The 14,513-nt window shown below is 71.7% G+C and carries 11 protein-coding genes and 1 pseudogene; 8 read left to right on the top strand and 4 right to left on the bottom strand.

The window, feature by feature from the left end; all coding sequences use genetic code 11:
* The first annotated feature begins 146 nt into the window (after nt 1-146).
* From lnt to ACZ4EG_RS12090, 4 genes are all read left to right on the top strand, one after another.
* A complete protein-coding gene (gene lnt, locus ACZ4EG_RS12105) occupies nt 147-1,769 on the top strand; it encodes an apolipoprotein N-acyltransferase (RefSeq protein ID WP_467790561.1) in 1,623 nt (540 codons plus the stop codon).
* Between the two features lie 89 nt (nt 1,770-1,858).
* Nucleotides 1,859-2,338 (top strand): NUDIX hydrolase, encoded by a 480-nt coding sequence (locus tag ACZ4EG_RS12100; RefSeq protein ID WP_467790560.1) that lies wholly within the window; start codon nt 1,859-1,861, stop codon nt 2,336-2,338.
* A 54-nt stretch (nt 2,339-2,392) separates the two neighbouring features.
* Nucleotides 2,393-3,193 carry a 3-hydroxybutyrate dehydrogenase gene (locus ACZ4EG_RS12095; protein ID WP_467790559.1) on the top strand — a complete coding sequence of 267 codons (801 nt, stop codon included), beginning with the start codon at nt 2,393-2,395 and terminating at the stop codon, nt 3,191-3,193.
* 76 nt (nt 3,194-3,269) lie between these two features.
* Complete coding sequence (locus ACZ4EG_RS12090; protein ID WP_453550604.1) at nt 3,270-5,237, top strand: helix-turn-helix domain-containing protein; 1,968 nt, start codon at nt 3,270-3,272, stop codon at nt 5,235-5,237.
* 45 nt (nt 5,238-5,282) lie between these two features.
* Here ACZ4EG_RS12090 and ACZ4EG_RS12085 read toward each other — a convergent pair whose 3' ends face one another.
* On the bottom strand, nt 5,283-6,692 hold the full coding sequence (locus ACZ4EG_RS12085) for an MFS transporter (RefSeq protein ID WP_467790558.1): 1,410 nt from the start codon (nt 6,690-6,692) through the stop codon (nt 5,283-5,285).
* A 325-nt stretch (nt 6,693-7,017) separates the two neighbouring features.
* On the opposite strand from ACZ4EG_RS12085, the pseudogene ACZ4EG_RS12080 reads away from it, so the two are divergent.
* Together ACZ4EG_RS12080 and ACZ4EG_RS12075 are read left to right on the top strand one after the other, a co-directional pair.
* A pseudogene (locus ACZ4EG_RS12080) lies at nt 7,018-7,464 on the top strand (MMPL family transporter); the annotation flags it as partial.
* Nucleotides 7,465-7,889: 425 nt separating this feature from the next.
* Entirely contained in the window at nt 7,890-9,521 is a 1,632-nt protein-coding gene (locus ACZ4EG_RS12075) for a sigma-70 family RNA polymerase sigma factor (RefSeq protein ID WP_467790557.1), read from the top strand.
* Nucleotides 9,522-9,647: 126 nt separating this feature from the next.
* Here ACZ4EG_RS12075 and ACZ4EG_RS12070 read toward each other — a convergent pair whose 3' ends face one another.
* A complete protein-coding gene (locus tag ACZ4EG_RS12070; RefSeq protein ID WP_467790556.1) occupies nt 9,648-10,331 on the bottom strand; it encodes a helix-turn-helix transcriptional regulator in 684 nt (227 codons plus the stop codon).
* Between the two features lie 118 nt (nt 10,332-10,449).
* Between ACZ4EG_RS12070 and ACZ4EG_RS12065 the strand changes: the two genes are divergently transcribed.
* A complete protein-coding gene (locus ACZ4EG_RS12065) occupies nt 10,450-11,424 on the top strand; it encodes a threo-3-hydroxy-L-aspartate ammonia-lyase (protein WP_467790555.1) in 975 nt (324 codons plus the stop codon).
* A gap of 60 nt (nt 11,425-11,484) precedes the next feature.
* On the opposite strand, the gene ACZ4EG_RS12060 is transcribed toward ACZ4EG_RS12065, so the two are convergent.
* Nucleotides 11,485-11,886 carry a DUF3291 domain-containing protein gene (locus tag ACZ4EG_RS12060; RefSeq protein WP_467790554.1) on the bottom strand — a complete coding sequence of 134 codons (402 nt, stop codon included), beginning with the start codon at nt 11,884-11,886 and terminating at the stop codon, nt 11,485-11,487.
* 122 nt (nt 11,887-12,008) lie between these two features.
* Between ACZ4EG_RS12060 and ACZ4EG_RS12055 the strand changes: the two genes are divergently transcribed.
* Complete coding sequence (locus ACZ4EG_RS12055; protein WP_453550589.1) at nt 12,009-12,644, top strand: MerR family transcriptional regulator; 636 nt, start codon at nt 12,009-12,011, stop codon at nt 12,642-12,644.
* 60 nt (nt 12,645-12,704) lie between these two features.
* Here the strand turns inward: ACZ4EG_RS12055 and ACZ4EG_RS12050 are convergent, their stop codons facing one another.
* Entirely contained in the window at nt 12,705-14,126 is a 1,422-nt protein-coding gene (locus tag ACZ4EG_RS12050; protein ID WP_467790553.1) for a family 2B encapsulin nanocompartment shell protein, read from the bottom strand.
* Between the last annotated feature and the right edge of the window lie 387 nt (nt 14,127-14,513).

The raw sequence follows: 14,513 nt of genomic DNA, 5'->3' as shown, positions 1-14,513 counted from the left end.
ACAGGCTCCGGCACACCGTAACGGCTGATCACCGTTTTGTGGACGAGTTACGCAGGAAGGATGTGGCTCCCGGACGGCGGCCGCTGCGCTCCCCGCCATCCGGACCGTCCTGTCCGCGGCAAGGTCACCCGCCGTACACTCCCCGAGTGACCGTCACCGCAACCTCCGTGGACCAGTCGGACCAGCCGGACCAGCTCCCGTTGCAGCCCGCGCCCACCGCGCGCGGCCTCCGGCTGCTCCGGCGTCTGGCCCCGGCCGCAGCCGCCGCGCTCTGCGGCGTGCTCCTGTACGTCAGCTTCCCGCCCCGCACCCTGTGGTGGCTCGCCGTGCCCGCCTTCGCCGGCTTCGCCTGGGTGCTGCGCGGCCGCGGCTGGAAGGCGGCCCTCGGCCTCGGCTACCTCTTCGGCCTCGGCTTCCTGCTGCCGCTGCTGGTGTGGACGGGTGTGGAGGTCGGTCCCGGGCCGTGGCTGGCGCTGGTGGCCATCGAGGCGGTCTTCGTCGGCCTCGTCGGCGTGGGCGTCGCCGCGGTGTCCAAGCTGCCCGCCTGGCCGCTGTGGGCGGCGGCCGTATGGATCGCGGGCGAGGCGCTACGCGCGCGCGTGCCCTTCCGCGGCTTCCCCTGGGGCAAGATCGCGTTCGGTCAGGCGGACGGCGTCTTCCTGCCGCTCGCCGCGGTGGGCGGGACGCCGGTGCTCGGCTTCGCGGTCGTCCTGTGCGGCTTCGGTCTGTACGAGGCCGGGCGGCTGGTCGCCGAGGGGCGCCGCACCCGGACCCTGCGCAAGGCGGCCGCGGCCACGGCCCTGCTGAGCGTGGCCGTCCCGGTGGTGGGAGCCGTGGCCGCCCGGGGGCTGGTCAGTGACAAGGCGGAGAACGGCACCGCGACCGTCGCGGTCATCCAGGGCAATGTGCCACGCGCCGGTCTGGAGTTCAGCGCCCAGCGGCGCGCAGTGCTCGACTACCACGCGCGTGAGACCCGGAAGCTCGCCGCGGACATCAAGGCGGGCAAGGTCGCCAAGCCCGACTTCGTCCTGTGGCCGGAGAACTCCTCGGACATCGACCCCTTCACCAACGCCGACGCGGCCCAGATCCTCGACGACGCGGCAGAGGCCGTCGGCGCGCCCATCTCGGTGGGCGGTGTCGTCGAGAAGGACGGGAAGCTGCTCAACGAGCAGATCCTGTGGGACCCGGTCAAGGGGCCCACGCAGACGTACGACAAGCGGCAGATCCAGCCGTTCGGCGAGTACCTTCCGCTGCGGTCGCTGGTCGGGGCGATCAACAAGAACTGGACCAGCATGGTCCGCCAGGACTTCAGCCGGGGCACGAAGCCGGGTGTGTTCGACTTCGACGGCTCCAAGGTCGGCCTGGTCACCTGCTACGAGGCCGCCTTCGACTGGGCCGTGCGGTCCGAGGTCACCGACGGCGCTCAGCTGATCTCCGTGCCGAGCAACAACGCGACCTTCGACCGCAGCGAGATGACCTACCAGCAGCTCGCCATGTCCCGCGTCCGTGCCGTCGAGCACAGCCGTACCGTGACCGTGCCGGTGACCAGCGGTGTCAGCGCCGTCATCATGCCGGACGGGACGATCACCAAGAAGACCGGCATGTTCGTGCCCGACTACCTGGTCCAGAAGGTGCCGCTGCGCTCCTCGAAGACACCCGCCACCGAGCTGGGCATGCTGCCCGAGACCGCCCTGCTGCTGATCGCCGCGGGCGGGCTCGGCTGGGCGATCGGCGCCGGTGTGCGCGGCCGGCGCGCCGACGAGGCGTAGCCGCGCGCCCCGCCGCGCGCCCGCTGCGTCGCGCTGAAGGACGCGGCGTCGCGCTGAAGGAAGGGAACCGGCCGGTTAGGGTCGGTTCCATGGCTACTCCTGACTTCATCCGTACGCTTCGCGCCTCCGCCGGACACCAGTTGCTGTGGCTCCCCGGAGTCAGCGCCGTGGTCTTCGACGACCAGGGCAGAGTCCTGCTGGGGCAGCGTGCGGACAACCACAAGTGGGCGGTGCTCTCCGGCATCCCGGATCCCGGTGAGCAGCCCGCCGCCTGCGCCGTGCGCGAGGTGTACGAGGAGACCGCCGTGCGGTGCGTGGCCGAACGGATCGTGATGGTGAAGTCGGCGGAGCCGGTCACCTTCGGCAACGGCGACATCTGCCAGTTCATGGACATCACCTTCCGCTGCCGGGCCGTCGGCGGCGAGGCGCGGGTCAACGACGACGAGTCCCTGCAGGTCGGCTGGTTCGAGGTGGACGCGCTGCCGGAGATGGACGAACGCCACCACATTCGGATCAAGCAGGCCATGTCCGATGAACCCACGTGGTTCGAGCCTACGAGCTTCAAGTAAAGTGTGGGGCCTGACCATATGTGGCCGGGTGGGAGGGCTGCCTAGGGTCGGCACATGACCTCGCCCAGCGCCCTGCCCGGCCCATACGCCTCCACGCTCGACCTCGGTGGCCGTACGGCCCTCGTCACCGGCGCCGCCGGCGGCATCGGCCGCGCCTGCGCGCTGCGTCTCGCGGCCGCCGGGGCCAAGGTGAGAGCCGTCGACCGGGACGCAGCGGGCCTGGAAGAGCTGGCCGAGGCGGCCCGCGGCCTCGCGGGCGGCATCGAACCGCACGTCCTGGACCTCACCGACCTGGACGCCGCCGAACTCGCCGCCGCCGGCACCGACGTCCTGGTCAACAACGCCGGACTGCAACTGGTGCGCCCCATCGAGGAGTTCCCGCCCGACGTCTTCCACACCGTGCTGACCGTGATGCTGGAGGCGCCGTTCCGGCTCGTCCGCGGTGCCCTGCCGCACATGTATGGACAGGGCTGGGGCCGCATCGTCAACGTGTCCTCCGTCCATGGTCTGCGCGCCTCGGCCTTCAAATCCGCCTATGTGGCCGCCAAACACGGTCTTGAGGGCCTGTCCAAGACGGCCGCCCTCGAAGGCGCGCCCCATGGGGTCACCTCGAACTGTGTGAACCCCGCCTATGTGCGCACCCCACTGGTCGAGAAGCAGCTCACTGACCAGGCACGCGCGCACGGCATCCCCGAGGAACGCGTGCTGACCGAGGTGCTCCTGCAGGACAGCGCCGTCAAGCGGCTCATCGAACCCGAGGACGTTGCCGAGGCCGTGGCCTACCTGTGCAGTCCTCGGGCGTCCTTCGTCACCGGCACCTCGCTGGTCCTCGACGGCGGCTGGACGGCGCACTGAGCCACCCGCCGCCCACGCGACCGAAGGTTTTCCACAGGCCCCGACGGACCGACGGACGATGCGGAATCCTGTGAGCATGTCCCGCGATCACCTGCACTCCGCCGGACGCCCCGCCACCGGTGCCGGGGCGCCGGCCGGCGCCGCCGTCACGCCCGACCCCGGCGCCGAGACGCCGTTCCTCGAACTGCTCGCACGCGGCGCGCCGGCGGAGGCGTACGAGCAGCCGGTGCTGCTCGCCCGCGCCGAGGGCCGCCCGGCCGACCGGATCGCCGCGCTGGAGCGGGCCAGGCTCCTGGCCCTGCGGGTCCGCTCGGACCTGGAGGGACGCCGCCGCCGCGAGGCGGAGCTGTCCGCCCTCTTCGAAACCGCGCACGACCTGGCGGGCCTCAGGGACCTGGACGCGGTGCTGCAGGCGATCGTGCAGCGCGCCCGCTCCCTGCTCGGCACGGACGTCGCCTACCTCAGCCTCAACGACCCCGACCGGGGCGACACCTATATGCGGGTGACCGAGGGCTCGGTCGCGGCCCGCTTCCAGCAGCTGCGCCTGGGCATGGGGGAGGGGCTCGGCGGACTCGTCGCCCAGACGGCCCGGCCGTACGTCACCGACGACTACTTCAAGGACGCCCGCTTCCAGCACACCCTCGCCATCGACGCGGGTGTGCGGGACGAGGGCCTGGTCGCCATTCTCGGCGTGCCCCTGATGCTCGGGCCCCATGTCATCGGCGTCCTGTTCGCCGCGGACCGGCGCGCCCGGGTCTTCGAGCGTGAGCAGATCGCACTGCTCGGCTCCTTCGCCGCTCTCGCCGCGGCCGCCATCGACACCGCGAACCTGCTCACCGAGACCCGCTCGGCGCTCGCCGGGCTGGAGCGCGCCAACGAGATCATCCGGGACCGCAGCGCGGTCATCGAACGCGCCTCGGACGTCCACGACCGGCTCGCCGAACTCGTGCTGCGCGGCGGCGGGGTCCACGACGTCGCCGCCGCGGTGTCCCAGGTCCTCCCCGGAACCGTCGAGTTCGCCGAGGCGGACGCCACACCGCCGCAGGCGCTGGAGGAGTCCCGGGCCGAGGGCCACGCGGTGCGGCACGGGGACGACTGGATCGCCGCGGTGGCCGCGGGCGGTGAACTCCTCGGCGCCCTCGTGCTGCGCGGCCACCCGGGTCTCGACCCCGTCGACCAGCTCACCCTGGAGCGCGCCGCGATGGTCACCTCGCTGCTCCTGCTCGCCCGCCGCTCCGCCGCCGAGGCCGAGCAGCGCGTCCGCGGCGAACTCCTCGACGACCTGCTCGACGCCCGCGACCGCGACCCGCGTCTGCTGCGCGCCCGCGCGGCCCGGCTGCACGCCGACCTCGACGCCACCCATGTCGTCCTGGCCGCCCGCCTCGACGGCCCGGCGGCCGACGCCGAACAGGAGGCCGCCGCCCGACGCCGGCTGTGGGCCGCGGCCTCCCATCTCGCCGCCACCCGGCACGGCCTGGCCGCGGCCCGTGACGGAGGCACCGTCCTGCTGCTGCCCCTCGGCCCCGGTGACACCGCCACCGAGGTGGCCCGGCGCACCGCGCGCCACCTCGGCACCGCCGTCCATGAACCGGTCACCGCGGGCGCCTCCGCCCCCGTCGCCGACCTCCTCGCACACCCCGACACCCTGGCCACCGCCTACGCCGAGGGCCGCCGCTGCCTCGACGCGCTGCGTCTTCTGGGCCGCTCCGGGGACGGCGCCGCCGCCGAGGACTTCGGCTTCCTCGGTCTGCTCCTCGCGGGCGAGCGGGACGTCACCGGTTTCGTCGACCGCACCATCGGCCCGGTGGTGGCCTACGACGAACGGCGCGGTACGGACCTGCTGCGCACCCTCGACGCCTACTTCGCCTGCGGTATGAGCCCGGCCCGCACCAAGGACGAACTCCACGTCCACGTCAACACGGTCGCCCAGCGGCTGGAGCGCGTCTCCCGCCTCCTCGGCGACGACTGGCAGGGCCCCGCCCGCGCCCTGGAGATCCAACTCGCCCTGCGCCTGCACCGGTTGGCGGCACCGGCACGGCACTGACCCCCGTACGGACGACCGTACGGGGGCCGGTGCGGGCGTAGCCGATCACCCGGTGGACGCGCCCGACGCCGAGGCTCCGGCGGTCTCGGAACCGCCCAAGGCTCCGGCCCCGGCTCCGTGCCCGGCCCCGACATCGGCGAGGTCCCGGTGCCGGGTCTCCTGCGCCACCCCCACGGCGATCAGCGTCAGCACGGCCGCCGCGATCACATACAGGGCGATCGGCGTCGAGTTGCCGTAGTCGGCGAGCAGCGCGGTGGCGATGAGCGGCGCGGGGGCACCGGCCGCCACGGACGCGAACTGGGCGCCGATGGAAGCGCCGGAGTAGCGCATCCGGGTCGCGAACATCTCGGAGAAGAAGGCGGCCTGCGGCGCGTACATCGCGCCGTGCAGCACGAGCCCCACGGTCACGGCGAGGACGAGGTTCCCGAACGTGGCCGTGTCGACCAGGGAGAAGAAGGGGAACATCCACAGGCCCACACCGGCCGCGCCCAGCAGATAGACGGGACGGCGCCCGACCCGGTCGGACAGCGCGCCCCAGGCCGGAATGACCGCGAAGTGCACGGCCGAGCCGATGAGCACGGCGTTCAGCGCCGTCTGCTTGGAGACGCCGGCCGACGTGGTGGCGTAGACGAGGATGAACGCGGTGATGACGTAGTAGCTGATGTTCTCCGCCATGCGCGCGCCCATCGCCACGAGCACATCACGCCAGTGGTGCCGCAGGACGGAGACGAGCGGCAGCTTCTCGGCATCCTCCGCGCGCTCCGCCCTGCGGGCCTCGGCCCGCTCCAACGCCTCACGGAACACAGGCGATTCATCGACAGAGAGCCGAATCCACAAACCGACGACGACCAGCACACCGGAGAGCAGGAACGGGATCCGCCAGCCCCAGCTGCCGAAGGCGTCGTCCGACAGCATGGCGGTGAGCAGCGAGAGCACACCGGTCGCGAGGAGTTGTCCCGCCGGGGCCCCGGTCTGCGGCCACGAGGCCCAGAACCCGCGCCGCCGCGCGTCCCCGTGCTCGGACACCAGCAGCACGGCCCCGCCCCACTCACCGCCGAGCGCGAAGCCCTGGACGAGGCGCAGCGCGGTGAGCAGGACGGGGGCGGCGGCGCCAACGCTGGCGTGCGTGGGCAGCAGCCCGATCGCGAAGGTCGCGCCGCCCATCAGCAACAGGCTCAGCACCAGCAGCTTCTTGCGCCCCAGCCGGTCGCCGTAGTGCCCGAAGACCAGCGCGCCGAGCGGCCGCGCCGCGAATCCGACGGCGTACGTCAGAAACGACAGCAGCGTGCCGACGAGCGGGTCCGCGCCCGGGAAGAACAACTTGTTGAACACCAGCGCGGCGGCCGAGCCGTAGAGGAAGAAGTCGTACCACTCGATGGTGGTGCCGATGAGGCTGGCGGCGACGATGCGGGGGAGGTTCGGGGGAGCGGGTGGGGCGCTTGCGGGCGACGACATCGGCACCACTTCCTGGCGTGTGACGGGGACGTTTGCGTGTCGCCACACCGTAGGAACGTGCAGGTCAGAGGCGTATGTGTTGGGACACCATAGTTCTGGGCGTGGGAGTGCGCGCGCACACCATGGAGGCACTCCCGGGGCGTCGTCGATGGCCGCGATGAGGCGGCGAAGGGCGCTGTCCGAGTTGCGCCGTTCGGGCATGATTCAGAGGTGCCGTGCTGACTCCCGTGCTGGTTTGGTGCTGACCAAAAGCCCACGTCATCACCCGTTCTCACCCCTCCCGTGCTGACTTGGTGCTGACTACGCAGCGTAGGACTCCGGCATGAGTCGCAGATCGGGCGTCGCAGTGCTGGGAGGGCCTGCGAGGCGCGTAGCTCCCCTGGTCCTCACCTTCGGTTCGCTGGTGGCTGCCGGTCTGCCCCTGCTCACCGCGCTGCTGGGCGTGGGGATCGGCGGCTCCGTGATCAGCGCGCTCGCCCACACGTTCGACCTCGGCGACGTCACCTCCACCCTGGCGATGATGCTGGGCCTGGCGGTCGGCATCGATTACGCGTTGTTCATCGTCACCCGCTACCGGACCGAACTGGCCGAGGGGCGGGACAGGGAGGAGGCCGCCGGCCGTGCCACGGGCACAGCGGGCTCCGCGGTCGTGTTCGCCGGCCTCACGGTGGTGATCGCCCTGGCGGCCCTGTCCGTGGTCGGTGTCCCCGTGCTGCCGAAAATGGGTCTGGCGGCGGCCGGTTCGGTCGCCCTCGCCGTGATCGTCGCGCTCTGCTCCGGGCGGAGGGGCAGATGCTCTTGTTCACCGGTGAGGCCCTGCACACGGCCCTGGCCGCCTCCGTTCCCGCGGCACTGCGCGCCGCTTTGACGGAGCATCATCGAGCGCGACGGCCGGGCGTGCCGACGCCCTCCGCAGAGGACACCCCGTCGCGGACGCCCGCCGCCGACGCCAAGTCCCGCGCTGCGGATGCCGCCCGCGGTGCATCGCCCTGGTCGTCACGGACGCGGCACCGGCCCACCCGGTGGTCGACGTCGTCCTCCCATGATGTGACGTCCTCCACTCCGCTCCCCTCCCTGTGCCCCCGCGGTGAACCTCTCGTGGAATATGTGTCCGAAGAACTGTTATCCGAGGCTCACCGAACGATCTCCCATGCATCGGACAGCATCGTTCGGCGTCGAGGACAGGGAAGTTTTTTGATGAGCACACAGAACCCGGTGGAGACCGCGGCACTGGTGACCGCTGCCCGAGGGGGCGACCCCGAGGCTCAGGACGCCCTGGTCAGTGCGTACCTCCCGCTGGTCTACAACGTCGTGGGGCGGGCTCTGAACGGCTCGGTCGACGTCGACGACGTGGTGCAGGAGACGATGCTCCGCGCCCTCGACGGGCTGGGCGGACTGCGCGACCCCGAGAGCTTCCGCTCCTGGCTCGTGGCGATCGCGATGAATCAGGTCCGGGCCCACTGGCAGGACCGGCAGGTCGCGCCGGGCGCCGTGGAGGACGCCCAGGACTTCGCCGACCCGGGCGCCGACTTCGTCGACCTGACCATGGTGCAGCTGCAACTGTCCGGCCAGCGCCAGGAGACCGCCCGGGCGTCACGCTGGCTGGAGCCGGACGACCGGGGACTGCTGTCGGTGTGGTGGCTGGAGTGCGCCGGTGAACTGACCCGGACCGAGGTCGCCGCGGCCCTGGAGCTGTCGCCGCAGCACACGGCGGTCCGGGTGCAACGGATGAAGGCGCAACTGGAGGCCGCCCGCGTGGTGGTCCGGGCACTCGACGCGCAGCCGCCGTGCGAGGAACTGCGGGGCATGCTGGGCACTTGGGACGGCCGGCCCTCGGCGCTGTGGCGCAAACGAATAGCCCGGCACGCCCGTGGCTGCGCGCGCTGCTCCGGTCTGTGGAGCGGGTTGATGCCGGCCGAGGGGCTGCTGGCCGGTCTGGCGCTCGTCGCGGCGGCGCCCGCACTGCTGGAGAAGGTGCTCTCCGCCTCCGACTCCATGGCACCGGTCGGGTCGGCATCCCTGCTCGGCGCCTCCGGAAGTCACGCCTCGGCGGGCACGGGAGCCGGACACCGTGCCACGCGCGGCCGGTCGAACACCCGTGGCGAGGCGCGGCGACTCCGGCGGGTCCGGCGCCGGGCCGTCGGCGGTGCCGTGGTGGCGGCCTGTGTGGCGGGGGGCGGCCTCTGGTACTTCGGCACGGACTCCGGGGCCGACAGTTCGACCACCGCGCGGACGGCCGATGCCCCCGTGGTGGACCTCTCGGCACCGAGCGCCGTCGAGACCTCCCCGTCGGCCTCCGCGTCCCCGTCGCCGTCCGCCTCGAAATCGAAGAAGGCGAGCGCCTCCAAGACCCCGAAGCCCGCCAAGAAGAGCGTGCCGCCGACCTGGCAGTCCGCCCGGCCGACTCCGACTCCGGCCAGTACCCCGCAGACCCAGTCGGCCCCGACGGGCACGGTTGCGCAGGTGGTCGCGCTGGTGAACAAGGAGCGGGCGAACGCAGGCTGCGGTCCCCTCACGGAGAACGCGCAACTGGAGAAGGCCGCGCAGGCCCACTCCGACGACATGGCCGCCCGCAACTTCTTCGACCACACCAACCCGGACGGCGTCGACCCCGGGCAGCGCATCACCGCCGCGGGCTACCGCTGGTCCACGTACGGGGAGAACATCGCCCAGGGCCAGCAGACCCCCCAGTCGGTGATGGACTCCTGGATGAACAGCCCCGGCCACCGCGCCAACATCCTCAACTGCTCGTTCAAGGAGATCGGCGTGGGCGTCCACAAGGGTTCGGGCGGCCCGTGGTGGACCCAGGACTTCGGCGCCAAGCTGTGAGGTGAGCGGCACCCGCTGGGCCGCGCCTGCGAGTGGGCCGAAGTCGGCGTGGACGTCCATCCGGCAGCACGTGGTCACCGTGCTCGGCCTGCCGGACACCGTGCCGACGGACTGCGCGCACTGCCGTCAGCCGGTCGAAAGCGGGCGGTTGGCAGTGCCGTCTTCCGCGGTGCTTCGGGCCGCTGCGAGGTAGGTGTAGGCGGAGGCGCGGGAGATGCCGAGCCGGGTCGCCACCTGCTGGACCGCGCCCCGTACGGCGAACACACCGCGCCGGTCGAGGTCGCGGAACAGCTCCACGCGTTCCTCGCGGCCGAGTTGCGGCCAGGGCTTGTTCTGGCGCAGCTGGCGGGCGTCGACGATCGCGTCCAGCACCGTGCCGATGTCGTCCCCGAAGGTCGTGGTGGGGAGCGTGGTGGCGGGCGCGGTGACGCCGGCGATCTCGCCGACCAGGGTGTGCACCTGGTTCACGGCGGTCACGTCGAGGTTGATGCACAGCGCGCCGAACACCGCACCGCTCGAATCGCGCAGCACCATGGTGGACGACTTGACCAACTTCCCGTCCTGCGTGCGGGTGATGTAGTTCAGCTCGTCGCGCGCCTCGGCACCGCGAGCCAGGATCTGCATGCCGATCTCGCTCATCGACCCGCCGACGCCCCGTCCGGTGACCGATCCCGCGAGGGCGACGACGGAGTGTTCGGGCCGGCGGAAGTCGTGGATCACCACCTCGCAGAAAGATCCGAGGCTCGCGGCGATCCCGTCGATCACCGGAGTCAGCGCGGCGATGATCGCGTCCTGCTCGTCGGCCGGCATGGCACACCCCTCGCGCTGCGTCACGCACCCTGCCCCGGTGGCGGGTCTGGACATGCAGTATAGGTGTTGGACAATAATTCCAGAGCCGATGTTCCGGACCGTCGAAGGGACCACGACCATGCCCGACGCCCAGCCCGTCACCCTGCACGACGTCCAGGACGCCGCGGCGCAGATCAAGGGAGTGGCCCACCGCACGCCCGTACTGCGCTCCCGCACACTGGACGCACTGGTCGGAGCCCAGGTCTTCGTCAAGTGCGAGAACTTCCAGCGCGTCGGCGCCTTCAAGTTCCGCGGCGCGTACAACGCCGTGTCCAGGCTGTCCCCCGAGCAGCTGGCCAAGGGGGTCGCCGCCTACTCCTCCGGCAACCATGCGCAGGCCGTCGCCCTGGCAGCCCGGGAACTCGGCGCCCGCGCGGTCATCGTGATGCCCGAGGACACGCCCCGCTCGAAGCTGGAGGCGACCGCGGGCTACGGGGCGGAGATCGTCACCTACGACCGTTACACCGGCGACCGGGAGGCGATCGGGGGAGCCCTCGCGGCCGAGCGGGGCCTGGCGCTCGTGCCGCCGTACGAGCATCCGCACGTCATCGCGGGGCAGGGCACCGCCGCCCTCGAACTCATCGAGGAAGTGGGGGACTTGGACGCCCTCGTCGTGCCGGTCGGGGGCGGCGGGCTGATCGCCGGCAGCGCCACCGCCGCCAAGGGGCTCCTTCCGGACATCCGTGTCATCGGGGTCGAGCCGGAGGCCGGGGACGACACCAAGCGGTCTCTCGAAGCCGGGCGGCGCGTCTCCATTCCCGTGCCGCGCACCATCGCCGACGGTCAGGCCGCCGACATCCCCGGAGAGCTCACCTTCTCCATCAACCGGCGTCTGCTGGACGGCATCGCCCTGGTCGACGACGACCGGATCCGGGACGCCATGCGCTTCGCGTTCGAGCGCATGAAGATCGTCGTCGAACCCAGCGGAGCAAGCGCGCTCGGCGCCCTGCTGTCCCACCGCACCGACCTCGGCCCGGCTCCCCGCAGGATCGGGGTCATCGTGTCCGGCGGCAACATCGGCGCCCAGCGCTTCGCGGAACTCCTCGGCGGCTGAGGATCACGAACCGGCCTGTCGCTGCTGCTGTTGTCCCCGCTCCCGCTCCTGTTCCCGCTCCTATTCCTGCTCCTGCTCCTGTTCCGCCAGTCGGCGGCGGGCCTCCGTCCAGTCGATGGGCAGGGCGGACGCCGGTACCTGCCAGAAGGTGAAGACCGACGCCTTCATCGAGGAGCGCAGTCCGGTCATGATCGACCGGTGCGGTTCGGTCTTCGCGTACCGGTACAACGCGTCCTTGTCCTGCCAGGCCGACAGGGTCCAGAAGGTGCGCTTGAGGGGCTGGGCTGTCAGCGAGGCGCCGTACGCACCGGGTGCGCCGGTCACCTGTTTCCATGTGGCGAGCGAGCGCAGGAAGAAGCGCGGTACGTCGGAGAGCTTGCGAACCTCCAGACGTGACGCCATGACGAACGCCTCGGCGTCCGGTGCGGGCTTGTCGACGGTGGTCCAACGCAGAGTGGGCATGGCTGCCGCCTTCTCGGGTTCAGGGGTCGGAGCACGACGGGAGAGAGGAACCCCTATTGGATACCTCTGCTATCCAGATTAGATAGTAGAGGTATCCAGTTTCCAGAGCGAGGCCGATTTCGATGCGCATGTCCGAGCTGAGCCGCCGCGGCGGCGTCTCCGTCTCGACCGTCAAGTACTACATCCGCGAGGGCCTGCTCCCGCCCGGCCGGACGACCGCGGCGACCCAGGCCGAGTACGACGACCACCATCTGCGCAGGCTCCGTCTGATCCGTGCGCTGACCGGGGTGCGCGGGCTGTCCGTGGGCACCACCCGGGAGCTGCTCGACGCCCTGTGCCGGAACGCCGACGACACCCACCTCACGCTCGGCCTCGCCCTGGGCTCGATCGGACCGGCCGGGGAGCCAGGAGAGCAGGCCCCCGCCGCAACCGAAGTCGATGAGCTGGTCGAGGAGCTGGGCTGGGACGTGCACCGGTCGGCACCCGCCCGTGCCACGCTCGCCGAGACCCTCACCTCACTGCGCTCGCTCGGAGTCCCTCTGGACCGGCGTACGTTGCTGCCGTACGCGCGGCTGGCGGAGCGGACCGCGGTCCTCGACCTCGACCAACTCGACGGAATCGAGGACCCGTTGGAGGCAGCCGAACGCGCCCTGCTGCTGACCGTCCTCCTGGAGCCCGCGCTGATGGCGCTCAGACGCATGGCCCAGGAGAACGAGTCGGCCCACCGCCACGCCGGCCCCGGACCCTCACCCGCCTAGCCGGCTCAGCAGTCGCGGAACTCCGGTGACCGGCGGCGCGACGCACGGCCGGCCGCGTCCTCAGTCGGTGTCGCGGCGGGAGACCTCCACGTTCTCCAGGATGCCGAGTGCGTCCGGTACGAGCACCGCTGCTGCGTAGTAGGTGCTCACCAGACAGGAGGTCACCGCCTGCTCGTTGACGCCCATGAAGCGGATGTTCAGGCCCGGTTCGACCTCGTCCGGCAGGCCCGTCTGGTGCAGGCCGATCACGCCCTGGTCGTCCTCGCCGGTGCGCATCGCGATGATCGACGACGTACGGGCCTCGGTGACCGGGATCTTGCCGCACGGCAGCAGGGGAACCCCGCGCCAGGCGGGCAGTCTGTGGCCGTTCACCTCGACACCGCCGAAGTACAGGCCCCGCTTGCTGCACTCGCGGCCGAACGCGGCGATCGCCCGTGGATGCGCGAACAGGAAACTCGTCTCGCGCCGCATGCTCAGCAGTTCGTCCAGATCGTCCGGCGTCGGCGGCCCGGAACGGGTGGAGATCCGCTGGTCGTAGTCGGCGTTGTGCAGCAGCCCGAAGTCCCGGTTGTTGACCAGCTCGCGCTCCTGCCGCTCCCGCAACGCCTCCACGGTCAGCCGGAGTTGCTGCTGGGTCTGGTGCATCGGCTGGTTGTAGAGATCGGCGACACGGGTGTGCACCCGCAGCACGGTCTGCGCGACGCTCAGCCCGTACTCGCGCGGCTCCACCTCGTAGTCCACGAACGTCCCCGGGATGTCGGGCTCGCCCGAGTGCCCCGAACTGAGCGCGATCTCGGCCTCTCCGGAGCCGTTGACCGGCCGGTGACCGTCCGGCCGGGCCAGATCCACGTGCGCCCGCAGGTCGTCGTGCCGCTGCGCGACCTCCTGGTACGCCGAGTGCGGCAGCGCCAGCACGGTGGTGGCGGTCGCCGCGCGGGCGGTGAACTCCCAGGCGCCGTCCAGGCCCGCGAGCACCTGGCCGCCGAAGGTGTCCCCGTCGGCGAGCAGGCCGACCACCGTCTCGTCGCCGTAGGGGCCCGCGCCGATCTTCTCCACCTTGCCGTGCGCGACCAGGTAGACATGGTCGGCCGGCCGGCCCCCCGCGGCGATCACCTGGCCGGGCGCGTACTCCCGCTGCTCGAACCGTGCCGCCAGCGCCCGCAGCGCGGCACCGTCCGGGAACCCGCGCAGCAGGGGCAGTTCGCCCAGCTCCGCCGGGACCACCCTGACCTGCGCGCCGGTCTTGACGAACGTCACCCGTCCGTCGCCGAGCACATACGCCAGCCGCCGGTTGACGCGATACGTACCGCCCGGCACGTCCACCCAGGGCAGCATGCGTGTCAGCCATCGTGAGCTGATCCCCTGCATTTGGGGCTCGGACTTGGTCGTCGTCGCGAGATTCCGTGCCGCGGCGGTACCGAGGCTCTGCCGCTCCCGCTCCTCGGCACCCGCCGCGGGTGTCGTACCGGTCTCGACCGACATGGTTCCTTCTCCCTGTAGCACCGGTGACGGCTCATGCTCCTACCGTCACCCTCCGTGTCTACAGTTACCCGGAACCGGTCACGACGAGTGATGACTTGGGAGGGCGTGCGAGGCACGGCCCGCCGCGAACGGCCCCCGCACCACCCCCGGTTCCGCCGCGGGCACCCGGTTGGCGGTATCCGCCACGGCCGCGGGGCACAGGCGCGTGCCGGACCGGGAACGGGACACGGACCGGGAACGGGACACATGGTGGGCCCGGCCGCCGTGTTCACGGGGGAGTGACCCGGGCCCGATGGTGCGGGCGGCCGTCGCGCACTCCCGCGCCCCCGCTCCACCCGGACGAGGATGAGCGGCGCCGACCCCGCTCATCCCTGCGGCGATCTCCGT

The organism is Streptomyces sp. NPDC025638 (genome assembly GCF_055558775.1).
Note: the sequence above shows the minus strand (reverse complement) of the source record. Positions and strands in the feature narration are given on the sequence as shown.